Annotated in this window: 15 protein-coding genes; 8 read left to right on the forward strand and 7 right to left on the reverse strand. The window is 69.7% G+C overall.

Annotation, left to right across the window (positions count from 1 at the left end):
• The first annotated feature begins 4 nt into the window (after positions 1 to 4).
• The 6 genes from FGW37_RS00420 (at position 5) to FGW37_RS00445 (ending at position 10,501) form a co-directional block, all read left to right on the forward strand.
• Positions 5 to 2,263 carry a TOMM precursor leader peptide-binding protein gene (locus tag FGW37_RS00420; protein WP_179079193.1) on the forward strand — a complete coding sequence of 753 codons (2,259 nt, stop codon included), beginning with the start codon at positions 5 to 7 and terminating at the stop codon, positions 2,261 to 2,263.
• Positions 2,260 to 3,780, forward strand: a complete 1,521-nt coding sequence (locus FGW37_RS00425; RefSeq protein ID WP_179079194.1) for a SagB/ThcOx family dehydrogenase — start codon at positions 2,260 to 2,262, stop codon at positions 3,778 to 3,780. The genes FGW37_RS00420 and FGW37_RS00425 overlap by 4 nt, the downstream gene beginning before the upstream one ends.
• Positions 3,777 to 6,191, forward strand: a complete 2,415-nt coding sequence (locus FGW37_RS00430; protein ID WP_179079195.1) for a lantibiotic dehydratase — start codon at positions 3,777 to 3,779, stop codon at positions 6,189 to 6,191. Before FGW37_RS00425 ends, FGW37_RS00430 begins: the two co-directional genes overlap by 4 nt.
• Positions 6,192 to 6,225: 34 nt before the next feature.
• On the forward strand, positions 6,226 to 7,176 hold the full coding sequence (locus FGW37_RS00435) for a thiopeptide-type bacteriocin biosynthesis protein (RefSeq protein ID WP_179079196.1): 951 nt from the start codon (positions 6,226 to 6,228) through the stop codon (positions 7,174 to 7,176).
• 553 nt (positions 7,177 to 7,729) lie between these two features.
• On the forward strand, positions 7,730 to 8,635 hold the full coding sequence (locus FGW37_RS00440; RefSeq protein ID WP_179079197.1) for an NADP-dependent oxidoreductase: 906 nt from the start codon (positions 7,730 to 7,732) through the stop codon (positions 8,633 to 8,635).
• 660 nt (positions 8,636 to 9,295) lie between these two features.
• Positions 9,296 to 10,501: an alkane 1-monooxygenase gene (locus FGW37_RS00445; RefSeq protein ID WP_179079198.1), complete on the forward strand. Its 1,206-nt coding sequence runs from the start codon at positions 9,296 to 9,298 to the stop codon at positions 10,499 to 10,501.
• Here FGW37_RS00445 and FGW37_RS00450 read toward each other — a convergent pair.
• Positions 10,476 to 11,243, reverse strand: coding sequence for a class I SAM-dependent methyltransferase (locus FGW37_RS00450; protein WP_246430186.1), 768 nt, complete (start codon positions 11,241 to 11,243; stop codon positions 10,476 to 10,478). The genes FGW37_RS00445 and FGW37_RS00450 overlap by 26 nt on opposite strands.
• Positions 11,244 to 11,509: 266 nt before the next feature.
• On the opposite strand from FGW37_RS00450, the gene FGW37_RS00455 reads away from it, so the two are divergent.
• Complete coding sequence (locus tag FGW37_RS00455; RefSeq protein WP_179079199.1) at positions 11,510 to 13,279, forward strand: cholesterol oxidase substrate-binding domain-containing protein; 1,770 nt, start codon at positions 11,510 to 11,512, stop codon at positions 13,277 to 13,279.
• 101 nt (positions 13,280 to 13,380) lie between these two features.
• Here FGW37_RS00455 and FGW37_RS00460 read toward each other — a convergent pair whose 3' ends face one another.
• On the reverse strand, positions 13,381 to 14,664 hold the full coding sequence (locus FGW37_RS00460; RefSeq protein ID WP_179079200.1) for an NAD(P)/FAD-dependent oxidoreductase: 1,284 nt from the start codon (positions 14,662 to 14,664) through the stop codon (positions 13,381 to 13,383).
• Between the two features lie 80 nt (positions 14,665 to 14,744).
• On the reverse strand, positions 14,745 to 14,993 hold the full coding sequence (locus tag FGW37_RS00465; protein ID WP_179079108.1) for a hypothetical protein: 249 nt from the start codon (positions 14,991 to 14,993) through the stop codon (positions 14,745 to 14,747).
• Positions 14,994 to 15,071: 78 nt separating this feature from the next.
• On the opposite strand from FGW37_RS00465, the gene FGW37_RS00470 reads away from it, so the two are divergent.
• The gene (locus tag FGW37_RS00470) at positions 15,072 to 15,377 is read left to right on the forward strand and encodes a hypothetical protein (protein WP_246430187.1); all 306 of its coding nucleotides are present in this window, start codon (positions 15,072 to 15,074) and stop codon (positions 15,375 to 15,377) included.
• A gap of 138 nt (positions 15,378 to 15,515) precedes the next feature.
• Here the strand turns inward: FGW37_RS00470 and FGW37_RS00475 are convergent, their stop codons facing one another.
• From FGW37_RS00475 to FGW37_RS00490, 4 genes are all read right to left on the reverse strand, one after another.
• On the reverse strand, positions 15,516 to 15,758 hold the full coding sequence (locus tag FGW37_RS00475) for an MbtH family protein (RefSeq protein ID WP_281394660.1): 243 nt from the start codon (positions 15,756 to 15,758) through the stop codon (positions 15,516 to 15,518).
• A gap of 96 nt (positions 15,759 to 15,854) precedes the next feature.
• Positions 15,855 to 23,057 carry a non-ribosomal peptide synthetase gene (locus FGW37_RS00480; protein ID WP_179079202.1) on the reverse strand — a complete coding sequence of 2,401 codons (7,203 nt, stop codon included), beginning with the start codon at positions 23,055 to 23,057 and terminating at the stop codon, positions 15,855 to 15,857.
• Positions 23,054 to 24,109: a VOC family protein gene (locus FGW37_RS00485; protein WP_246430188.1), complete on the reverse strand. Its 1,056-nt coding sequence runs from the start codon at positions 24,107 to 24,109 to the stop codon at positions 23,054 to 23,056. Before FGW37_RS00485 ends, FGW37_RS00480 begins: the two co-directional genes overlap by 4 nt.
• Positions 24,106 to 25,065 carry a phytanoyl-CoA dioxygenase family protein gene (locus FGW37_RS00490; RefSeq protein WP_179079203.1) on the reverse strand — a complete coding sequence of 320 codons (960 nt, stop codon included), beginning with the start codon at positions 25,063 to 25,065 and terminating at the stop codon, positions 24,106 to 24,108. The genes FGW37_RS00485 and FGW37_RS00490 overlap by 4 nt, the downstream gene beginning before the upstream one ends.
• Positions 25,066 to 25,088: the final 23 nt, after the last annotated feature.

A 25,088-nucleotide genomic window follows, 5' to 3' on the forward strand; every position in this document is an offset into this window, starting at 1 on the left:
AGAAGTGTCCGGCAAGTTACGATTCAGATGGTCCGTCACCTCCTTCGTCGCGCCCGGCGAAGGGGTGTTCCTGCTCTCCGAGCGCAAGCAGACCGTGCTCCGCGGGGCCCTTGTCGAGTGCTTGGCACCGCTGCTGGCCGAGGGCCGTACCCGTGAGTCCATCACGACGGCACTGTCGGATCGGTTCGCCCCGGAACAGGTGACCCGCGCGCTGGACCGTCTTCTCGCCTCCTGCCATGTGATCGAGACCGGATCTCCGGAGGCCCCCGGCACCGCAGCGTTCTGGGAACTGGCCGGGCTGGACGGGACGGCGGCAACGCGGACAGCGGCAGGATCCGTAGAGATCAATGCACTCGGCTCCGCATCCACGGCCCCGTTCGCACAGGCCGCCGCAGAGGCCGGAATCCGGGTACGGGACCGGGACGGCGACCTCGCCATGGTGCTGACGGACGACTACCTGGACCCGGCTCTGGAGTCCGTCAACAGGTGCTCCCTGGAGCGCGGCCGCCCCTGGCTGCTGGTGCGGCCGTCCGGGGCCCGGATCTGGATCGGGCCCCTGTTCCAGCCGGGCCGTACCGGGTGCTGGCACTGCCTGTCGGTCCGGCTGCGCGGCAACCGCATGGTCGACTCCTTCGTCCAGTCGGCCCTGTCCCTGGAGCGCATTCCCGTGACCGGCACGGCGACCGGGCCGGGAGTCGCGGAGATCGCCGGGCGCCTGGCCGCACTGCAAGCCGCGAAGTGGCTGGCCGGGGTACGGTCGGAGGACCTCTCGGAGGTCTTCACGCTCGACACCGTCACGCTGGAGGGCGAGCGGCACCGGCTGACCCGTCGCCCGCAGTGCCCGGTGTGCGGCGACCCCGGCATCCAGACCGAGGCCGCTCTGCGCCCCGTCGTCTTCCGGGCACAGCAGAAGGCCGGCACCACGGACGGCGGCCACCGCGCCCGGGACCCGGAGGGGTTCGTGGCGTCCTACGGCCACCATGTGAGCCCGGTGACCGGAATCGTCCCCGAGCTGGTCAGATTCGACTCCAGGACGGTGGACACGGACGGGGCCGGCCTGCTGCACAGCTACGTGGCCGGGTTCAACACGGCGGTGCACCAGGGCGGGTTCAAAGCGCTGCGGTCAAGCCTGAGATCCATGAGCGGCGGCAAGGGGCGCAGCGACGTCCAAGCACGGGCCTCGGCCCTCGGCGAAGCGGTCGAACGGTACTCGGCGATCTTCCAGGGGGACGAGCCCCGGCGCGTCGCCTCCTACCGGGAGCTGGGCCCGGAGCAGGCGATCCACCCCAGTGCTCTTCAGCTCTACTCGGCCCGGCAGTATGCCGAACGTGAGACCTGGAACAGCCGTACATCGGGATTCCACCATGTGTGGCGCCCTCTGGACGAGGACGCCCGGGTGGAATGGACACCGGTGTGGTCCCTGACCCGCGGCCGTCACGTGCACGTTCCCACGGCGTACCTCTACTTCGAGCACCCGGAATCGGCGGACGGTTTCGCAGGAGGGGACTCCAACGGGTGTGCGGCCGGCACCAGTCCGGAGGACGCCGCCCTCCAGGGGTTCATGGAGCTGGTGGAACGCGACGGCGTGGCGCTGTGGTGGTACAACCGCGTCCGCCGCCCCGCGGTGGACCTCTCCTCCTTCGACGACCCCTACTTCGTGCGGTGGCAGGCGGCCTACCGGCGGATGGACCGGCAGACCTGGGTCCTCGACCTGACCTCGGACCTCGGCATCCCCACGGTCGTGGCGCTGGCCCGCCGGACCACCGGTCCCGCGGAGGAGATCCTCATGGGGTTCGGAGCCCACTTCGACATGCGGATCGCGATCTCCCGGGCCATGACCGAGGTGAACCAGTTCCTGCCGCACGTCGGTGCCTCCTCCGGCCGTCCGGGGGGCTACCGCTTCGACGAACCAGATTACGTGCGCTGGTGGACGACCGCCACCCTCGCCAACCAGCCTTACCTGCAGCCGCTCGACGGCCCGCCCCGGACCAGCGACACTTGTCCGGTGCACGTGGACCGCGACCTTCTGGCAGATCTGAAGGCCGCTCAGCTGGCTGTCGAGCGGGCGGGACTGGAGATGCTCGTGCTCGACCAGACCCGGGTCGACGTCGGTCTGCCCGTCGTCAAAGTCCTGGTACCCGGGTTGCGCCACTTCTGGCCCCGGTACGCGCCGGGCCGCCTCTACGAGGTGCCGGTGGCGCTGGGCTGGCTGCGCGAGCCCACTCCGGAAGAGGACCTCAACCCGATCGGAGTGTTCCTGTGACACCCACCAGCGCACTGCTCGCCTTCCGCGAGGACGTCGTCGTGGAGGAAGACACGGCGGCGGAGGGAACGGCCGGGGCACGACGCACCCTGCTCGTCAGCCTCGGCCCGTCGCGGTTCACGCTCACAGGGGCACGGCCCGAGGTCGCCCGGCTGCTCTCGCGGATGACGCACGAGCCGGCGGACGTCGCGGCCGCCGTGCGTGACGACCCGGCGTGCGCACGCCAGATGACCGCCGTCCTGGGCAGGCTGGGAGCACTGCTGGTCCATCACGTGCGGGCCGGGGAGGAACCGGCCGTCCGCATCGAGTCGTCGGCCGGAGCCCCGCTCGCTGCCGCGCCTCTCGGCACCCGTACCTCCGTGCGCATGTCTCGCTTCGCCCTGTGCCGTACCGTTGACGGCTCTCCGGTCGTGGAGTCGCCCTTGTCAGGGTTCCGTGCCGTCCTCCCGGGGGCCGGTGCACGGCGTCTGGTGGCGGATCTGTTCGCCGGTGGCACCCCGGCCGGGATGGCCGACAGCACCGGGATCGAGGTCTGCGACGTCCTCGGGCTGGTGGCCCATCTGGCGGGCGCGGCACTGGTGGACGTCGACGACGGGGCGGGGTTCCCCGCGGACCGTGATCCGGTGCTCGCACAGTGGGAGTTCCACGACCTGCTCTTCCATGCCCGAAGCCGGGCCGGGTCCCACGAGGGCGGCTACGGCGCGGTTTTCGCCCACAGGGGGACCGTCGAACCGCGTCCGGTGGTGAGGACGCCGCCGCAGGGGCCGGCCATCGCGCTGCACCGGCCGCCGCTGCACACGGTGCTGGCCAAGGACGTGCCGCTGACCGTGGCCGTCGAAGGGAGAAGATCAGTACGCGACCGCGGCCCCTCCCCTCTCTCGCTCGCCGAGCTGGGGGAGTTCCTCTACCGCACGGCACGCGTCCGCACCGTGACCGAGGCACTGCCGGAGCAGGGCATGCCGTACCCGGCCTCGTCCCGGCCGTACCCCAGCGCAGGCGCCGCCTACGACCTGGAGCTCTACCTCACGGTGAACCGGGTGGCCGGCCTCGCACCCGGGATGTACCACTACGACCCGGCGGGTCACGCGCTGGTCCTGGTCGGCGACGGGCCGGAGCACCGGCAGTCGGTGCTGGACTGGGCACGGCGAGCGACCGGAGCCGCGCAGGCCGCTGACGTCCACATCACGGTGACCTCCCGGTTCCAGCGGTTGTCATGGAAGTACCGAGGCATGGCCTACGCAGCCGCGCTCAAGCACGTCGGTGTGCTGTACCAGACGATGTATCTGGTGGCCACCGCCATGGGGCTGGCGCCGTGCGCGCTCGGCGGCGGCGACTCGGACCTGACCGCGGCGGCACTGGGCCTGGACTACCTCCAGGAGTCCGCCGTCGGCGAGTTCCTGCTGAGCTCCCTCCCCGCACCGGGAGCTCTCCCTCCGGCCGTCCACGACGGCTGGGAACCCGTCAACGACCACGCCTGGTACCGGGAGGCGCGGATGCGCCTGGAGTCCGGCCGATGATGCGGATCTGTCCTGTCCTCTCCCTCCGGGTGTCCGGCCTGTCCCCGCAGGACCTGGAGGTGCTGTCAGCCCCCGCCCTGTCCATGGCCCTGGAGCGCGTCAGGTCCCTGCGCGAGGCGGCCGAGGCGGCCGGCCGGCAGATCGCCCGGCACCTGTACGACCTGGTGCCCGCGCTCGACGGGACCCCGGACGTCCGCCGGGCGGTGCTCGGACTGCGCAGGGACGTACACAATGCGCGATGCACGCCGAGGACCGCCGAGGCGGCGCGTACGGCCATGCCGTTCCTCTCCCCTGGCGCAGGCGCCCTGGTGACCCGATGGCTCGGCACCGTCTGCGACCTGGCGTCCGCCAGGGCCGAACTGGACAGGTGCGCCATGCAGGCGTCCCGCGCAGCCGGGTCCCGCATGCTGGCCCTGCTGCGGACGCCGGACATCGCCGCGACCCTGGCACTGGCGAGCCCCGCGTTCACCCGCGAACTCCTGCGCGCCGATCCCGACCGGCCCCCCGCGCCCGGCTCCCGCACGGCCCGTTCGGCATTGGCCTACTTCACCCGCACCGCGACGAAGACCAGCCCGTTCGGGGCACTGACCACGCTCGGCACGGCCCACCTCGGGCCGCCCCCCGACAGGCGGCCCGCTCCCGCACGGCACCGCGTCGATCTGGCTTCCCCCCGTCACCTCGCCGTGCACCTGCTGCGAGCCCTGGCCGCGTGCAACCCCACCGCCTTCCCCCTGCGGGACAACCCGAGCCTGCGGCGGACGGACCGGACGTGGCGGGTCCTGCTGCCGCAGTACCAGGCCTCGGAACGGCTGCACTACCGCTTCGACGAGCCCGCCACGGTGGACGGCTACGTGCCGTACCTGGACGGCACGTGGCGGTCCTGGGCCGACGGCACCGACGGGCAACGCGCACTGATACGGCGGTGGATCGCGGCCGGGATCCTGCTGCCCGGGACTCCCTGGCGGCTCGAAGACCGGGGCTGTTTCCGGCAGCTGGCCGGGCAGGCGGCAGCCTCCGGTCATCTGCCGGCCGGCGTCGCGCAGTCGCTGGAGGCCCTGGCGCGTGCGGAGGACCGTATGCCGGACGCCGGCGCCGAGGAGCGGCTCGTCCTGGACACCACGGTCCGGCAGGCCGCGCAGACCGCGCTGCGGGGCGCGGGCGCCCCCGTGCCCCGGTGGCTCGCGAGGACCCCGTTGTTCCACCAGAACGTTCCCTGCCCGGACAGGCGCCTCCTGAGGCTCCCCGACAGCGTGGCGGACGATCTGCGGACGCTGGCCGGCCTGCTCCGGCCGGCCGTCCGTCGCAGCGGTCTGTACGACGTGCTCGTCGAGCACTTCGTCGCCCGCTACGGCCGGGGCGGCACCTGCCGGGACGTCATGGCATTCCTGCACGCGCTGTGCCGGCGGCCCGACTACCCGGACGTCCTCCGGCGGACCGCCACCGTCCCGGTGGACCCGCTGCCGTGCGGCACCGTGGGAGCGCCTGCGGTGTCGGTGCTCCATCAGCTCGTGGCGGAGGACGAAGCGGCCGTGCACCGCGGGGATTACCGGATGGTGGTGAACCGTGTCATCCCCAGTGCGGGCGCGCTGCTGGCGCGCTGGGGAGCGGTGCCGGGCACCGGTCAGGACCTCGAAGGGCCCCTGCGGGCCTGGATCGAGGACCTGTACCCGGGCTGTGCCGTGTACGGACTGTGGCCGGGCGGGGACTACACCATGGTCCAGGCGCCGCCCGGGCACCTGCTTCCCGCCTTCCGCTGGCCCACCGAACTCCGTCCGGACGGACCCGACGACTCCATCGGCCTGGCAGATCTCGTGCTCTCCCACGATCCCGGCACGGGAACTCTGCAGCTCTACGGGCCCGGCGGACGGAACGTCGCGCTCCCCTACCTCGGCAGCGTCATCTTCGACCTCCTGGACGGGCCGGTGAAGCTGCTCGCCACACTGTCCAATCCATGGCTGGCCGAGGCGCCGTGGCATCCGTCCGGGCCTGCCACGGGCGGCGGAGCGACGCCGCGCGCGACACACGGCCGGCTGGTCCTCGAACGCGCCACCTGGCGCATGCCCGCCGCCTCGGTTCCCCGGCCGGACCGGGGCGAGGCCCCGGCGGCCTTCCTCGAGCGCTTCGACGACTGGCGGCGGGCGGAGGGCCTCCCCCGCCTGTGCTTCGTTCAGCTCCAGGGGCCGGGCGCGGGGGCGTCCAAGCCGCAATGGGCCGACCTGGGGTCGCCCCACGTGCTGAGCGCGCTGCAGAAGGAGCTCGAGCACGAGCACGAGCACGAGGGATCCGTGCGGACGGTGTCGTTCACGGAGCAGCTGCCCGGACCTGGCGGGCACTGGCTCACCGGTGCCGACGGCCGCCGCCGCGCCGCCGAACTGTGCGCACTCGTCCGGCTGGATGCCACGGAGGACTGAAAAGACGAACGAAAGACGAACGAAGAGGACCCTCATGGAAACGGACTGGCTCTACTACCGCATCTTCGCCGAACACCGCCAGGGCGTCCAGCAACTCCTCGACGGCCCCGTCCGGGAGATCGTCGCAGAAGGCCGCCGGTTGTGCCCCGGCCACCGCTGGTTCTTCATCCGCTACTTCGACAAGAGGGGGCCCCAGATACGGCTCCGGCAGCACGGGCCGCTCGACGCCCTGGCCGAGCTGGAGCGCCTCGCCGGCAGCGTGCTCGAACGGGCGGGCCGGGCGGACGGCGTCGCCGGGTACACGGGTTTCGTCCCGGGCCTCTACGAGCCGGAGACCGCCAAGTACGGGGCGGGGAACGGCATCGAACGCGCCGAAGAGGTCTTCCGGGCGTCGAGCGAGCTCGCCCTGCGGTTCTCCGGCCCCCGTCATACACCGCTGCGCCTGGGCCACGCGATCGTCGCGACGGCCTCCGCGATGGACATCCTGCCCCCGGCGCAGCGGGTGTCCTTCCTCTACAACATGCGCTGGTACTGGAGCGGGAGGGACGGCCGAGCGGCGGAGGAGCAGCGGCACAGGATCCGTTCGGCGGCGATCCGGAATCGTGAAGCGCTGGAGGCCCGGTTCCGCATGGTGCACGGTGGGCCGCAGGCGCAGGCGCAGGCCGTCCAGGAATACACGGACCTCCTCCGGGAAACGCTGCGCACCCCCTTCCCCGGCCGGCGCACGGTCCCCTACCTGCTGTTTCACTTCGCCCATCTGATGAACAACCGCCTCGGCCTGCTTCCCGCCGAGGAGGCACTGGTCGCGGAGTTTCTCCTGACCTCCTCGTGGCCGACGATGGATGACATGCTGGGCGCGAGCCCACCAGGGCTACGGCCTCGATCGCCGGACACCAGGCCGCCCGATCAGGTGTCGCGAATGATGGTCGGTGCTGGTGATCAGATCGCGCCTGGCGCAGCGCTTCAGTGCTGTGTGGTGCCTTGAGCGAGACGGTGATGGGCGAGGGCGCTGAAGCCGGCAAGAGCGCCGGCGGCGGCCACGATCTGGTCCGACCGAAAGCTGCCCCGGAGGGCCATGCCGATCAGGCATGACGTCAAGGTGAGTAGGACGACGACGGGCTCCACCGGCGATGCGCACCGGATGCGGTGCGCTCTCGGTCCGGTGCGGATAATGCCGTGCTGCCCCCCTCTCCGGTGAAGCCACCGACGGGAGCCGGTGCGCACCGCCCACACCACCCCCCGCGCACCATCACCCTGAGTATTCACATCGCGGCGCGGCGCCCAGCCGAGAGCATCCCCGCGTATCGTGGCGCGCACCGTTGCAGTGACCGCTAGTGAGTTGCCGCCACCTTGGAGTCGCAGGTCAATGGGATGGTGTGACGGGCCTTCGGGGTGCTCACGCTGGTCGTGGGCGGCAGTCTGCGCAACGACGGCAACCGCCGACGGGCCGATGTGCGAGCCGTCGCCGCAACGGGAATCTCTAGATCATTAACGGTGTTGGGCCCTGCTGTCAGCATCCGTAGTGTGAAGGGCTTTTCGTGCGCGCCATACAGATCGATCGATTCGGCACCCCTGATGTCCTCGGCATCGTCGAGGCTCCCGAGCCCGAACCGGGCGCCGGAGAGGTGCTGATCCGGACCGTGGCGACCAGTATCAACCCCGTCGATGACAAGACGCGGGAAGGCGCTATCGGAGAAGGAACGCCGCCCCTGCCGATGACCCTCGGCTGGGACCTGGCCGGCATCGTGGTCGACGGCGGTGACAGCGGACTGCGTGCCGGTGAGCGCGTGATCGCTATGTCGCACCAACTCAACTCCGGCCGAGGGACCTGGGCCGATCTGGTCGCACTTCCCGCACAAGCAGTCGCCGCTGCGCCCCGTTCGATCAGCCTGGTAACGGCGGCCGCCTTGCCGCTTCCGGGGCTGACGGCCTGGCAGACGCTGGACTGGCTGGCGGTCGAAGCCGGCGAGCGGCTGCTCATCGCCGGTGCCGCCGGTGCCGTGGGCGGACTCGCGCTGCAGATCGCACGGGCACGAGGAGCCAAGGTCGATGCTCTGGTCTCCCGGGATGCGCAGGTCGCCTTCGCCCGCGATCGTGGTGCCGATCTCGTCACCACCGACCGGCATGCTCTCGAAGAGGGCGCCTATGACGCTGTCTTCGACACCTTCGGGGCGTTCGTGACCGATGCAGTGGCCGACGGCGGCCGGTACGCGTCGATCGCCACCCAAGCAGGCCCGGTCCCCGATCTGTCCTCCCGCGGAGTCCGCACCACTGTCAACCAGGTACGCGAGGACGGCGCGGGGCTGCGCGAGCTGACCAGGCTCGTCGACAGCGGCTCGTTGCAGGTGCGGGTGCATTCCACCTTCGACCTCCAAGAGATCCAAGCCGCCCACGAGCGGTTTCTCCGCGGCGGCCTGGCAGGCAAGATCACTGTGATCTTCTGACGCGGGCTACCGATCCTCCGGCCCATGTACTTGGCCGGAGGATCCGGAGGGGCCGCCCAACGGCCTTCTACGATCGGGTCGGCGCCACGGCTCAGTCGGCCAGCGCACCATGGCTCGTGTCCGGGCTCACGGAGATCCGCGAAGTGGTGCAGCGCGCCCGGGATCGCCCCAGCCGCTATGGCGCGCACAGGCAGCAGTGAGCATGGCACGAATCGCCCATCGCGCCGGGCTTCCGGAAGGCATCTGGCAGCCCGTACTCCCCCACGAACAGGCCGACGCACAGACTGTGCTCGTACTCCTCGCCGAGCACACCGACGCCGGCGCCCCCGCAATGCTGCGGCGTGGCCGCGCAGCCCACGGCCTCAGGCGAAACGGCCCCGGCCACGAATCTCGACGCCGACGCCGACGCCGTCTTCTGGACCGAAGTCGCCCGGGTCGACGCCGAACTCATGCCCCGCCTGGGCTGGTCGGTGGCCGCGGAGCTGCGTACCGTCACGCCCGGAACGCATCGCACCCCGGACGCCGCGACGCGGCCGGAAGGGTACTTGACGGGGCCGTCATCGCACGCGTCGCACCGATGCTGGTCGGGTAGAAATGCGCCAGGGCGACCGTTTCGCCGCGCCCCGAGAGAGCACGCGCACCATGCTGCGAGGAGGGACCATGGACACCCCACCCGTCCCAGCTCAAGTCCCCGGCCGGTGGCGGGACCCCAAGCGGCTGCTGTGGCCGCTCGCTGCCCTCGCGCCCTGCCTCCCTCTGCTCACCCTCGCCCACCTCCATCCGCTCGTGGGCCACCTCGGGTGGTGGCTTCCGCTCGTCGGCACGCTGACGGTGATCCCCCTCACCGACCGGCTGGTCGGTGACGACACCTCCAATCCTCCCGAGGGTGAGGGCCGCTCCATCCGAGGAAGCGCCTACTACCGATGGTGTACGTACGTCTTCATTCCGCTGCAGTACCTCTCCCTCGTCTGGGTCTGTTCCCAGTGGGCGTCCCCGGAACTCTCCGTCCTCGACCGCGCCGGACTCGCCTTCGCCGCCGGCTGGGTCGGCGCCCTGGGGCTCAACGTGGCGCACGAGCTCGGGCACACGACCGCGGAGGCGGAGCGGTGGCTGAGCAAGGTCGCTCTCGCGCAGATCGCCTACGGTCACTTCTACGTCGCGCACAACCGCGGTCATCACCTGCACGTGGCCACCCCGGGCGACCCCTCCAGCGCACGGCTCGGCGAGAGCTTCTGGCACTTCCTCCCCCGCGTCGTCGCCGGGCGACCCGTCGACGCGCTGCGCGCGGAGGCCAGGCGACTGGCGCGCCGCGGCCACCGCCCCTGGCACCCGGGCAACGACGTCCTCAACAGCTGGGGCGTGGCCGTCGCCCTGTTCGCCGGCCTGGCTGTCGCGTTCGGGCCCGGGATCATGCCCTTCTTGGTGCTCCAGGCGGCGTTCGGCGTGTGCGTGCTGGAGGCGGGTGCCTATCTCGACCACTACGGGCTGCTGCGCGAACGCCGTCCCGACGGCCGCTACGAGCGCCCTTCCCCCCGGCACAGCTGGAACGGTGACGCGATCGTCAGCAGCGTGCTGCTGTTCCACTCACAGCGGCACTCCGACCATCACACCAATCCCTTGCGCCCCTATCCGGTGCTGCGTCACGACGAGGCGTCCCCGCAACTGCCGGCAGGCTTCGTCTCCATGATCGTGCTGGCGTGGGTCCCGCCCCTGTGGCGGCGGCTGATGGATCCCAAGGTGGTCGCCCATTACGGAGGGGACGTCACGCTGGCCAACATCCACCCGCCCGCCCGGGCCCGACTGCTGGCCCGGTACGGCGGGGTCGCCCGGTACGGCGGGGTCACGGCCCCGGTTTCCGGGCCGTGATCAGGCTGGTGGGCACCAGGGGTCCGCACCACCACATGCGGGGCCCGACACGGTGCCGCTCGACGTCGCGCATGCCCAGCTCGGCGAGGGCCTCGGTCCGGCCGCCCACCCAGATGTCCACCATGACCAGGCGTCCACCCGGCCGCAGCACCCGTACCGCCTCCGCCAGCGCCGCCCGACGGCGCGCCACGGGCCGCAGGTTGTGCACGGCCATGCTGGTGACGACGGCGTCGAAGCAGCCGTCGGTGAAGGGCAGGGTCGTCATGTCGGCGGTGCAGAGCCCCACCCGCCGGCCCTCGCCGCCCGCCGAGGCGTTCGCCCGCAGCGTGCGGGGGTCGCTGCGCCACTGGTCCTGCGTGCGCCACAGGTCGACCCCCACCGCCTGACCAGTGGTCAGCCGCCGGGCGACCTGCAGCAGGACGGCACCGCTGCCGCAGCCGAGGTCCAGGACCTTCTCGCCGCCGCGCAGCCCCAGGCCGGCGACCAGCTCCCGCCACACGAGGAACTTTCCCCGGAGCGTGGCGTGGAGATAGCACGCCACGCAGCCGGTCAACGTGGCCGCGACGAGGGCCGTGCCCAGGGGAACGAGTGGCGGGGCGCCGCGGATCAGCGCGGCCGGCGCCGCCAGGGCGGTCAGTGCCGCTCCGCCGACCAGGGCGGCGATCTGCGGCGGACCGTCGATCCCGAACGGGAGCACCCGCCGGCCCGCGCTCTCGGCCCCGCGGGCCACGGAACGACTCACGGAACGGCCCGGAGAACAGCTCGGAGAACGGCTCACAGAATGGCCACGGCGCGGTTGAAGGCATTCACAAGTAACCACCCTGGCCGGGCGGTGCGTGCCGCCGCAAAGGGGCAAGGAGGCGAGGGCGGTGGTGACCGTACAGCGGGTGCGCGGTGGTGCCGGTCACCGCACACACCCTCGGCGCACTACCCGATATCCTCCGCCGCACCGGGTCGTTGCGCCCCACGGCAGGTAAGGGCAGCGGAGGAACCGAGGGCGGCGACGCAGTGACCGATACGAGTACCGGCTCCGGGGCCTCGCACGCCCTCCCGCCACAACCGGGCCGGCGCCGGGTGCTCGCCCTGGCCGCCGCGGCGGGCGCGGGGGCGGCACTGGGATGGACGCCCGCCTTCCGCGTCGAGGCGCGGGCCGCGGACCCCGACACACCGCCCTCCTTCCCCCGAGGCATCCGTCTCGTCCGGCAGGGTTTCCGCAACTGGTCAGGCGAGGTAGCCCTTGAGGCGGTGTGGACCGCGGTCCCCGCGTCGCCCGCCGACGTGCCCGTCCTGGCGGACTGGGCGCGGGTCCACGGCCGGCGGCTGCGCGCCCGGGGGCTCGGTCACACATGGGCGCCCCTGCTCGCCGGCGCCGGTGAGGCCACCGAGCGGCTCGTCATGGTCGACACCACGGACGGCCTCACCTCGGTGGAGTGCCGCGCGGGCGACCCCGCGACCGTGACGGCGCAGGCGGGGGCAACCTGGGATGCGGTCCACGCGGCCCTGGAAGCCGCCGGCCGCGGCCTGACGTGCGTCCCTGCCACAGGCACGCTGACGGTAGGCGGCGTGCTGGCCCTCGGCGGGCACGGCACCGGCGTCCCGGCGTCCCCCGGCGCCGGCCGCGTCCGGCCCGCGTCGCCTTCCTCGACGCTCAGCGACGCGGTCGAGTCGCTCACCGCCGTGGTGTGGGACGCCCGTACCGGACGGCATGTGCTGAGGACCTTTCATCGATCGGAGCCCGACACGGCGGCGTTCCTCGTCCACCTCGGGCGCGCCTTCGTCACCGACGCGACGCTACGGGCACCCGAGAACGTCCGACTGCGGTGCCGCAGCGGCTTCGACGTGCCGGCCCACGAGCTGTTCGGCCGGCCCGGCGGCCGGCGAACCCTGGCTCACTTCCTCGCCGCTACGGGACGGGTGGAGGCCCTGTGGTTTCCGTACACGGACCGCCCCTGGCTGAGGGTGTGGTCTGAGGAGCCGATGCGGCCCTTGGGGGCGCGACAGGTCGACTCGCCGTACCCGTACGTCTTCTCCGACACGCTTCCGGAAGGGGCGTCATGCCTGGCACGGGAGATTACCGGTGGAGCCCCGGCCGTGACGCCGCTGTTCACCGGCGTCATGGAGCGCGGCATCAGGCTGGGCCTGACGGCGACCGCCACCTGGGACCTGTGGGGCTGGTCGAAGAACACACTGCTCCACCTCCGGCCCTCCAGCCCGCGCTGGAGATACTCCGGCTGGGCCGTGCCGTGTGCGAGGAGAGATGTCCAGCGAGTCGTGCACGACCTCTGGTCCCGCGTGCGGGACCAGCTCGCCGCGCACCGGGCCCGCGGCGAGTACCCGCTCAACGGCCCCCTGGACTTCCGCGTCACCGCCACGGACACCGCCGGTCCCACCGGCCCCCTGCTGTCGCCGGCCCGCCCCCGGGCCGACCGCCCCACGTGGGACACCGTGGTGTGGTTCGACACCGCGACGTTCCCCGGGACGCCGGGCGCGTACGTCTTCCACCGTGACCTGGAGCAGTGGATGGTGCGGCACTTCACCGGCTGGGCTGCGGTGCGGCCGGAGTGGCCGAAGGGCTGGGGCTACGGCGCGGAGGGCCCCTGGACCGACGACTTCGTCCTTCGGACGGCCTGGCCGGAGGCCTTCCGCGCCGGGCAACCCGCCGGCTCGCGCTGGGACGACGCGATCGCGGTCCTCGAACGGCACGATCCGGCTGGGGTGTTCCGCAGCCCGTTCATGGAGGTGCTGTTCTCCGGCACCCGGAGATCCCGGACCCGGTGACCGCCGACCCGCTCATCGACTGGTCCGTGCCCCGTCACTCCACGGGAAGGAAGTCGCGGAGGTCTGCCGACGCGAGGACCTGATGGTCTGCAGGCAGCTGGTCACGAACTTGCGTGCGTCAGGTACGGGGGTGGCACAGTCTCCCCGCGATGCTTGATGTTGACGGCCGAAGCTTTGGCGAGTGCCACGGGGTTCAAGAAACGCAGCGGACCGATCAGGCGGGATGCGAACAGATGCATGTGCCGCGCCACCGATTCATCGCGCGCTGCCGCCGAGAACATCAGCCTTTCCAGGGGGTTGAACGGTCGGGCCTTGGCGAAGTCGGCGGCCAGGTACTGGTGACCGCGCAGCCGGCGCCGGTGTCTGCGTGCGTACACCACGAGCGCCCTATCGAGGTCGCCCCGACCGGCTGCCGCCGGGGCAACCGCCTCTGCCAGCCACTGCGCGGTCTGCAGGGCCCACCCGCATCCCACTCCCCACAGGGGATCGCCGGTCAGGGCGGCGTCGCCGATGAACGCGACGCCCGGTGCGGTCGGCTTGCGGCTTTGCAGCGGGTAGTTGACAGTTCCGATGATCTTCGTGATGCGCTCGGCGGAGTCGATGGGCGGCGCCTCGGGTAAGGCACGGACGAGTGCGAAGAAGCTGCCCTCCAGGTCTTCCCGGAAGGCCGGCAGCCGCTTCTTGTCCAGGAGCATGGCAATGACCGTCACCCCGTCGTCGTTGGGAAACGCGTATGCCATGTCAGGCTCAAGGAACCATATGTGACTGATCCCGCCGTGCAGCGGAAGGTTGCGGAAGTGCGCGAGATAACCGAACCGCGCGTTCTCGTCCAGCCGAGCAGGCACCCCGGCGAACTTCGCTACGGCCGAGTCCTTGCCATCGGCGCCGACCACCAGGCGGGCCCGGATCTCACGCTCGCCCCGTGGCGTCGACGCGCGCACCCCCAAGGTTCGCCCGGCTTTCCGGACCAGCCCGGTCACATGATGACCGAGGAGCAGATCGACGCCCGGGGTATCCGCCGCATGAGACCTGATCAACGGATCAAGGGTGCTGCGCCGAATGTTGTACGCGTACGGCAGCTCGGGGCCCGCCGGCGCCGGCCTCGGCTGGATCCATCCCCAGCGGGTGTACCAGCGGACCTCGTTGCGGACGGCTCCCGCCTTCTCGAGAGCGGGGACGAGGCCGAGTTCGTCCAGTACCGGGTAGGCGCCGGCATGGATGGAGTGAGTGCAAAGCACCTTGTACGCTGCGGGATCCGAGCGGCGTTCCAGCAGCGCGACGCGGACACCGCGTCGAGCGAGCAAGGTCGCCGCGGCGCTGCCGGCAAGGCCGGCTCCGCTGATGACGACGTCGTAGTCGTATCTCGCGCTCTCAGGCTTGGTCATGCGCTGATCGCTCCCTTCGGGGTGGGGTGCCGTTCGTGGGAGTGGTGCAGTGCCACTGCTGTCAGGAACATGAGCAGTTGTCAAGAGTTGTGGATCGGGTGACGTGTGATCAGGCTGCGACGGCCTCCTCCGTGCCGCGACAGCGAACGCACCCGGCTCCAAGCCGACTGCGACCGGGCGGCGGAAAGCGCGAACATCAAAGACCTCAAGGTACGGGCCTGCACCGTCAACAGCAGCAACAAGGTAGTGAAGTGCAGCGCGAGGACGACCGGGTCCTTGCCGGGCGGGCTGTCGTCGGTCGGAACCGGCGAGTCGGCAGGATTGTGCAAGCGGGAGTGGTGAGCGGGCCGGGTCCGGTTACCGCTGGCACGGCTTCATCGGCCATACTGCCCGCCGTGGAGCACCGCATGGACCAGAACAACAACCCGCCCGTGAACGCCGCCGGCATCGATCCGGCGTTCGTCCCAGGCCTGACCCCGCCGCGCCCTGCCCAGGCAGCAGAGCGTGCCACGGGACCGGCGGACGCCGCACCGGACGCCGCACCGGACGCCGACCCTGCTGCAGAACCGAAGGCGGAAGCGGAAACGGAAGCGGCTGTCGCCGACAACGAACCGCAGCCGCGCAGCGACGGCCCGGTCTTCAAGCAATGGGCGACAGAACTGGACACAGCGCTCGACTCCTACTTCGAAGACACCACCACGACCACCAGCTGACCCGCGCAGACCGGCATCGACGGCGTCGGCAATCAGCCTGGCGAGCCACGGCCGCAGGCCGAGGCTGCGCCGCGCGCCCGGGGACGACTCTTGTGCTGACAGGCGGGCGAAGAAGGCGCGCCCCGCTGTACAGGCCGGTCATTCAGATCCGGTGTGCCCCGCTCCCGCTCCCCCTTGCTTCATGGCCTCGGCAAGGCTCCTGGGGCGCATGTCCGTCCAGTGTTCGTTCACGTAGTCCAGGCAGACCTGCCGGGCGGCATCGGCGAGCACGACGGACCATCCGGGAGGTACATCAGCGAAAACCGGCCACAAGGAGTACTGCCCCTCGTCGTTGACCAGTACATGAAAGATGCCGTCTTCATCATCGAACGGATTGTTCACCAAGACTCCCTGGCAGCTGTTGATGCTGTGGAATTGCCCGCGGGCCCCGTGCGTGCTGCGGCCTCAACGGCAAGGCGTCGTCTGCACCCGATGGGGTCATTCCCACCCCTTCCAGGTGCTGTCGAGGTCGTCAAGGTCATCGATCTCCTCTTGGGTCAGAGCAAGCAGTGGGAAGTCGGTGGGGGTGTGGCCGCCTGCGCCGGGTTGCGTGCCGTGCTCGACCAAGGTCTGAAGGGCCTGGAACCAGAACCGGGCGATCTCTTCCACCTCGGGTTCGGACCACAGCTGTGACGACCAGCTCCACGTGGCCTCCAGCCACGACTCCTGCCCCTCATCACGGACCAGCGCATCCAGCGACAGTCCGTGCATCAGCGGCATCCCCGGATCACCCCCCGCACTGACCACCTCCGCCTCGGGAGCCGGCGACCATTCCCCCTGCCCCCCGGCGCCGGGAACGGTGAAACGCCCCAGGTAATTGAAACCGATCTGAGGAACGGGCAAAGCAGCCAGAACCCGCCCCGTGCCAGGATTCAGATAACGCAGCAGACCGAACCCGATCCCGTGATCCGGCACCGCCCGCAACTGCTCCTTGACCCGCTTGACCGCCTGGCCCCACATCGCCCCCGCACGGTGATCCTCATCCCAGCCCACCGTTCCCGGGTCGAGCCGGACAGGAAACACGGATGTGAACCAGCCCACCGTGCGGGACAAATCAATGCCCTCGGCGAACTCTTCCCGGCCGTGGCCTTCGACATCAACGAGAAGCACACTGTGCTCACCGCGGCCGTGCTCGCGGCGCCAGCGCCCCACCGCGAGCGCCAGTGCCGTCAGCAGAACATCATTGACATGACCGTGAAACGCCGCCGGCACCGCACCCAGCAACGGACCCGTCAACTGTGACGGCAATATCTTCTTCACACGCCGCACCGTCCCGACGGTATCCCGGTCCGGATCCAGAGGCCGATGCGTCAACAACGGATCAGCGACACCGAGCATCTGCGCCCACAGTGCCGCCTCCGCCACCCGCCCGGGGGCCCCGCTCTCGGCCAGCAGCCGTTGCGACCAGGCACGCAGCGACGTCCCCACCGGGTTCAGCGCATGAGGCTCCTTCGAGGCGGCTGTTTCCCAGGCGGTCATCAGGTCCGGCACCAGGATCCGCCAGGACACCCCGTCCACCACCAGGTGATGCACCATCACCAACAACCGGCCAGGACGATCCGGCCCGGCATCACACCACACCAGCTGAACCATCACCCCCGACTCCGGAGCCAAACGCCCCGCCGCGGCCTCCGACTCCTCCCCTATCACTTCGCACAATTCCTCGGCGTCCATGGCACTCGCGTCAACCCGACGTACCAGGCCCGCCGCCGACACCGAGCCCGCGGGAGACACCTCCAGCACCCACGCCCCTCCGGAAGGGTCATCACCACCGCGCACCAGGCGGGCCCGCAGTGCGTCATGGTGATCCAGCACCATCCCCAGCGCGGCACTCACCCGCTCAGTCCCGAGGCCAGGGGGAACCTGCAGCAACACCGACTGATGGAACCGGTCGAACCGGCCACCCCATGTCCCCAGCCGGCGCATCACCGGCGTCGGCACAACCACCCCGACGCCTGCCCCGGGTTCTCCGGGTTCCCCAGGAACCGTCCCGGGGACTTCCCGGACTACCCCGGCCAGACCCGCGACCGTGCGATGGGCAAAAACATCCCTCACCGAGAAAACCATGCCCTCAACCCGAGCCCGGCTCACCAAACGGATCGAAACAATACTGTCCCCGCCCAAGGCGAAAAAGTCGTCTTCGACGCCGACCCCGGACAAGCTCAGCACCTCGGCGAAGAGGTCACGTAGCACCCGTTCCCGAGAATTACGCGGCAAGCGCTCCGGCAACGAGACCGCATCCGCAGGTACCGGCAACGCCGTCCGGTCCAGCTTCCCGTTCCGTGTCAGCGGTAGTTCGTCCAGCACCACGAATGCCGCCGGGACCATATAGTCCGGCACCTGCTGACGCAGGAACTCCCGTAGTGCATCCGGCCTGCAGTCCCCACCCCCCACGGCGACGACATAGGCAGCCAAGCGCCATCTCCCCGCCCGGTCTTCCTGTGCAATCACCACAGCCTGCGCCACATCCGGATGGCGGACCAGCGCCGCCTCGACCTCACCCGGCTCCACACGGAAGCCCCGGATCTTCACCTGAAGATCCACCCTGCCCACGAACTCCAGGTTCCCGTCGGCACGCCGGCGGACCAGATCCCCCGTGCGGTACAGCCGCGTGCCCGGCGGACCAAAGGGATTCGCCACAAACCGCCCGGCCGTCAGCCCTGGCCGGCACGCATAACCACGCGCGAGACCCACCCCACCCACATACAACTCACCCACCACGCCCACCGGCACCAGATGCAGAGCGTCATCCAGTACGAACAACCGCGTGTTCGCGATCGGCCGGCCGATCGGCACAGGACCGGGCGGGAGGGCATCGCCGGGCCTGATCCGGTAGTCGGCACACCCGACCGTCGCCTCGGTGGGCCCGTAGTGGTTGACGACGGTCACTCCCGGATTCCGGTGCCGCCATTCACTGAGCGTCTCGCCCAGCAGCCGCTCTCCGCCAAGGACCAACTGCTCCGCAGGCGCGTACGTATCCGGCAGGGTCGTCAGGAGCGGGACATGGCTCGGTGTCGCTTTGAGGAAAGTCACCGGCAGCCCGAGATCATCAGCGCCGGATCCCAAACCCTCGCCCTCATCCTCGTCCTCATCCAACGACACGACGCGGACGCAGCCACCGGAAATCAGCGAGGTATACAACCCCGTGATGGGAAGGTCGAATGCAAGGGAGGAGTGCAGCAAGCTGACACCCCGCACACCGCTATAGCGGTTCCGCCCCCACATCACATAATTCACCAGCGAACGATGCTCGACTACAACGGCTTTAGGCTTTCCGGTGGATCCGGAAGTGTAGAGGAGGTAGGCAGGATGGGTCGGCAGCAAAGACGTTATGCGATCCGCATCAGTAGGATCAGTGGGATCAGTGGGATCGGTATCCGGACACCCGTCCAACGTCCTCACGGTGCCGGGATCATCGATCACCACCCGGGAAACCGGGCCTGCATCCGGCAAACCTTCCGCAGTAAGTGTGTCGGTGAGCAGCAACACCGGCTGCACATCGCCCAAGATGAACGCGGAACGCCCGGCAGGCTGACTCACGTCAAGAGGGAGATAAGCAGCCCCGCTCTTCATAATCGCCAGCAACGCCACCACAAGATTCACCGACTGCGGCAGAGCGACAGCAACAACACACTCCGGCCCAGCGCCCAGGCGGATCAGATGACGTGCCACACGGTTCGCCCTGGCATTGAGCTCACCATAGGTCAGCACCACATCCCCGCACACCACCGCAGTACGACCCGGAGCACGCACCACCTGCTCCTCGAACAACTCCGGCAACGTCACCGCCGGCAACACACAATCCGTGTCGTTCCACTCCACCGCAATCTGATGACGCTCAGCCGCAGTAAGAAGCTCCACCCTGTTCAACGGCGCATCAGGGTCGACAGCCACCCATTCAAGCAACGCAATAAATTGATCCACCATCCGAGCAACGGTGCCCCGGTCGAACAAGTCAGTGGAGTATCGGAGGGTGCCGGAAATCCCTGCGGGCCCGCCGTGACTGTCGTGCTGTTCACTCAGCTCAAATGCGAGATCGAATTTAGCTGTTGTGGCGCACACAGGCCGCGGTCGGACGTCCAGCCCGGGCAGGACGAGTTCCGCTTGGGGCGTGTTCTGGAAAGCGAGCATGACCTGAAACAGAGGGTTCCGGGCCGACGAGCGTGCCGGGTTGAGGACTTCCACGAGGTACTCGAAGGGCAGGTCCTGGTGGCTGTAGGCGTCCAGATCGGTCTCCCGTACCCGAGCCAGCAGGTCGGTAAAGGTGGGGTCACCGGACGTGTCCGTTCGCAGCACCAAGGTATTGACGAAGAACCCGATGAGTTCTTCGAGGGATTCGTCCGTGCGTCCGGCAATCGGGGTACCGATCGGAATGTCAGTACCCGCGCCCAAGCGGGTCAGCAGACCGGCCAGGGCGGCGTGCACCACCATGAACATCGTGACGTGTCGGAGGCGCGCCAGCCGGTCGAGTTGCTGGTGCAGCCGGGGCGTGATGTCGATGGAGACGGCGTCGCCATCATTGGAACCGACCGCAGGGCGTGGCCGGTCAGTGGGAAGCTCCAGCTGTTCGGGCTGGCCGGTCAGGGTGGTCGTCCAGTAGCGGAGCCGGCGTGCCAGACCGCCGTCGGGATCCTCCCGATCGGCGAACAGCCCGTGCTGCCAAACAGCGTAATCGGCGTACTGCACCGTCAACGGCGACCAGTCCGGCGGCTGTCCTTGTGCGCGGGCGGCATACGCGGTGGCCAGGTCACGGCAGAGCGGGCCCATCGACCACCCGTCGGCGGCGATATGGTGGATCACCACCAGCAGCACCTGCTCCCCCGGTGCCGACACGAACAGGCTTGCCCGCACCGGCAGCTCGGAAGCCAGGTCGAACCCCTGGTGGGCCGCCTCAGCCAGCCTCTGCGGCAACTCCGCCGCATCGGTGTCGACCACCCGCAGCTCTACGGGGGCCGCCCCGGCATCGCGTACGAACTGGTACGGCACACCGTCGATCTCGGCGAAGACCGTACGCAGGCTCTCGTGGCGGGTGACGACGTCGCAGAGCGCGGTACGCAACGCCTCCCGGTCCACTTCCCCCGACACGTTCCAAGCCACCGGAATGGTGTAGGCGGATGGCGAATGCGTCCCCTGTAACTGATCGATGAACCACAACCGGCGCTGCCCGAACGACAGCGGCACCCTCTCCGGTCTCGGCGCCGGGCTCGGACCGGCACGGACCGCCACCGCGCGGCCCATCCGCTTCGCCAGCCCGGCCACGGTCGGAGCCTCGAACAACGCCCGGAGGTCGAGCTCACGTCCCAATACCGCTCGCACCCGGGCGATCAGCCGTGTGGCCAGCAGCGAATGCCCGCCCAGCTCGAAGAAGTCATCGTCGATGCTCACCCTTGCCGTGCCCAGTACCTGGGCGTACAGCTCGGAGAGTATCCGCTCGTGCTCCGTGCGAGGAGCCCGGCCGGAGCCGTCCGGCCCGAATACCGGAGCGGGCAGCGCCGCACGGTCCAGCTTCCCGTTCCGCGTCAGCGGCAGCTCGTCCAGCACCACGATCGCTGCCGGGACCATATAGTCCGGCACCTGCTGACGCACGAACTCCCGCAGCGCACCCCGCCGGAAATCCCCTTCCCTCACAAGGACCACATAGGCGACCAGGCGCCGGTCCCCCGTCGGGTCCTCCCGGGCGATCACCACCGCCTGCACCACATCCGGATGTCGGACCAGCGCCGCCTCGACCTCGCCCGGCTCGACACGGAAACCCCGGACCTTCACCTGGTGATCCGCCCGGCCGACGAACTCCAGGTTGCCGTCACCACACCAGCGGACCAGATCCCCCGTCCGATACAACCGCGCCCCCGGCGGACCGAACGGACTCGCCACAAACCGCCCCGCCGTCAGACCAGGCCGCCGCGCATACCCCCGCGCCAGACCCGCCCCACCCACATACAACTCACCCACCACACCCACCGGCACCGGCCGCAGAACGCCGTCCAGCACAAACGCCCGCGTATTCACGATCGGACGACCGATCGGCACCCTCACCACGTCACCAGCAAGGTCACGCGGCACACGGTAGGAACTGGCGAACGTGGTGGTCTCGGTCGATCCGTAGCACTGGGTGATCGAGATGGTGGGAAGAGCCTTCAACGCCTTCCGGATATGGCCTGCCGACAGCGTCTCACCACCGACGAGCAGCCGGTGCACGGACGAAAGCGCCTGCACATCCTGATCGACGACCACGTTGAAGAAGGAGCCGATCAGCGAGAGCGTGTCGATCCGGTGCCGGACCAGCACGTCGCGGAGCGCCGCCAGCGTCGGCGGTCCGGGCGGCATCAGCACGCAGCAGGCGCCGTGGAAGAGAGGTCCCCAGATCTCGAACGTGGAGGCGCCGAAGGAGATCGGAGAGAGCTGAAGGAATGTCCGGTCAGGGCCCAGCTCGACGTAGTCAGGGTCGGCCAGGAGACGCACGACCCCCCGGTGGGGTGTCACCACTCCTTTGGGCTTTCCGGTGGATCCGGAGGTATAGAGGAGATAGGCGGGATGATCAGGAAGCAAAGGCGCCGTGCGGTCGGCATCGGTGGGATCGGTCTCCGGATACCTCTCCAGAGCCCTCACCGTGGCGGGATCATCTACCACCACCCGGCTAGCCGAACCCGCATTCCGCAAGCCCTCCGCAGTGATCAGATCGGTCAGCAACAACGCCGGCTGCATGTCATCGAGGATCAACGCGGAGCGCCGGGACGGCTGGTTCACGTCAAGAGGCAGATAGGCAGCCCCGCTCTTCGCAACCGCCAGCAGCACCACCACGAGCTCGACCGACCGCGGCAGAGCAACTGCGACAACGTCCTCCGGCCCCACCCCCGCACCGATCAGACGGTGCGCCAGGCGATTCGCCCGGGCATTCAGCTCACCATAGGCAACCACCTCATCCCCGCACACCACAGCACTGCGTCCCGGGGCGCGCGCCGCCTGCCGTTCGAACAACTCCGGAAGCGTCACGCCCGGCAGCGGCCGATCCGTGTCGTTCCACTCCACGAGGATCCGGTGGCGCTCTGCCGCAGTAAGCAGATCCCGTTCCAGATCCCGTTCCAGATCCAGCTCCACCCTGCTCATGGGCAGATCAGGATGCATCACCATGGCTTCGAGCAGCGCGGCGAAGTGCTGCACGGATCGGGCAACCGTGCTCCGGTCGAACACCTCCGTCGCGTACCGGACGGCGCCGGTGAGTTCCCCGCTGGTCGTGAGTTCCCCGCTGCTCGCCTCCAGGTGCAGTTCGAGTTCGAGGTCAAGGCTGACGGGTGGGCCGCCCTGGTGGGTCCCGGTATCGAGGACGGCCCGGCGCACCCGGTCCAGGAGCTGCACGAAGGTGGGGTCGCCGGACAGATCGGTACGCAGCACCAAGGTGCCGGCGGTGGAGCCGGAAGCGGTCACCCGAGCGAGCTCGGCTCGCTCGTGTCCCGTGACGGGCGAGCGGACCGCGGCATCCGGGCCGGCGCCGCAGCAGCCCACCCCGGCCCGGAATGCTGCAAGCAGCGTCATGAGCGGCGTGACCCGCTGACGTCGGCTCAGGTCCACCAGTGCCCGGTGGACCTCCGGCCTCATCGTGATCCGGAAGGGGTGGACGGCACTGTGACGGGTCGGCTTCACAGATCGAGTCCGCCCGTCTGCTGTTGCCGTTCCGCTTCCACGGACTCGTAGAGGGCTTTGATGTTGCCGCTGCCGAACGTGCGCGCACCCCGGCGTTCGATCACCTCGAAGAACAGGGTGCGGCGCGGGTACGGCGAGCGCGTGAAGATCTGGAACAGCTGCCCGTCGTGGTCCGCATCGACCAGGATGTTCAGCTCCTCCAGGGCTTCGACCGAATGGGCCGCCGGTGAGATCCGCTGCGGCAGGGCCGCGTAATAGGACCGCGGGGTGGTCAGGAACTCGACCCCGCGCCCGGCCAGCTCCTTCACCACAGCGACGGCGTCTCCTGTGCTGAAGGCGATGTGCTGTACTCCGGCGCCCCCGTTCTGCTGCAGGAAGTGGTCGATCTGCCCGGGCGCGGCGCCGCCGGCGGGCTCGATCAAGGTCAAGGTGACGGTGCGGGAGTCATCCTGGACGACGGTCGAGGCCATGGACTCCGTGCCGACCGTCACCTTCTCCTCGAAGATCGAGGAGAAGCCCAGGACGTTCTCGTAGAACGCGACCGTGGGCTCCAGGCTGCCTGCTTCCAGGCACACCGCGAAGTGGTCGATGCTCAGCAGCCCCGTCGCGGTGGAGGCCACGAGGGGCGCAAGGGATGCGAAGGTCGCGAGGGGTGCGAAGGGTTCGAAGCCCGGGACACCGGCTTCCCCGGTGCTTCCGGCGTCGCCCTCCACGAAGGTGTGACGTACGTTGCCGAACGCCCGGATCGCAGCGGTACGCACGGGCTCGCCCACGGAGGAGGAGGGGGTGACCTGCAGCGCGATGTCGGCCACTCCGTCACCGTGCGCCGCAAGAAACGTCTGCCCGGGGTGAGAGGGCGAGCAGGGCTGGGTGAGGACGATCACGATGGCCCCCTGCTGCAGCGCGATGGAGAAGTGATCGCTGCCGGCGGTCGGCGATCCATGCCTGCCGACCGGCTGGAAGCCGTAGCGCTGAGAGAAGTACGCGGCCTGCGCTACGGCGTCGCTGACGTACATCTCCACATGGCTGAGCCGCACCGGCGGGGGCTTCATAGAGCGCTCTCCTGACTGCAGCTCCACGTGGAAGCGCCGGCCTGCGCCGGGCCTCGCCAGATGACGGGGCAGTACTCGGGGTCGGTGTAATCGGGGGTTCCCTGCGGGGTGCGGCGCACCAAGGCGTCGTGGTTGTACTCGGCGATGCTGCCGTCCGGCAGGGTGAACTGCCGGTAGGCGTTGTCCCCGTCCTGCAGGTGCAAGGACACGGCCCGGCGGGGCTGCCCGGAACGGTTGGGACCGCTCCCGTGGTAGATGCGGCAGTGGTGAAAGCTCATGTGCCCCTTGGGAATGCACATGGGGATCTTGTCGACGGTGGCGTTGTTGAAGGCGGCTGTGGCATCGAGGGCGGCGTCGGCTTCCTCGTAGATCTCCACGAAATGCCGTGAGGTGACGGCGCCGCGGTCGATCGCGCGCCAGCGGTGGCTGCCGTCGACCATGGTGATGGTGCCCATCTCCGTACCGCAGTCGTGGAAGGGGATGAACGCCGTCAGCATCCGTTCGGAGGCCGAGGTGGCCCAGTAGTCCCGGTCGAAGTGCCACGGCACCACATTGGACTTCTCCTGTGCGTTCGGCGGTTTGGAGATGAGGGTGGCCTGGAAGACCCGGATCACCTCCACCTGCGCCAGTCGCGCCGCCACCGCTCCGATCAGCGGCTTTCGCAGGATCGAGGCGATGGTGTCGTCCTCATAGTGGATGTAGTCGTTGTGCCGCTGTACGTCGCCCTGGTCCGGGGTCCAGTAGGCCAGGCGTTCGGGCTTTGCGGGGAGGGTGCGGTCGCGGTGGCCGGCGTAGAAGCGATCGCTCGCCGTGCGCAGCAGGTCGACTTCCCCGTCCGTGAGCAGCCGCGGGGACAGGTACCAGCCGTGTTCGGCGTAGAAGGCGACGTCCCCGGTCGTGGGCAACAGTGCCCTGTCTTCTTCCGTCAGCTCGGGAATGCGGTCCTGACCGGACATGGGCGCCTCGTCCTCCCCTGCGA

The sequence above is a fragment of the Streptomyces rectiverticillatus genome (genome assembly GCF_013394065.1).
GTDB lineage: Bacteria > Actinomycetota > Actinomycetes > Streptomycetales > Streptomycetaceae > Streptomyces > Streptomyces rectiverticillatus.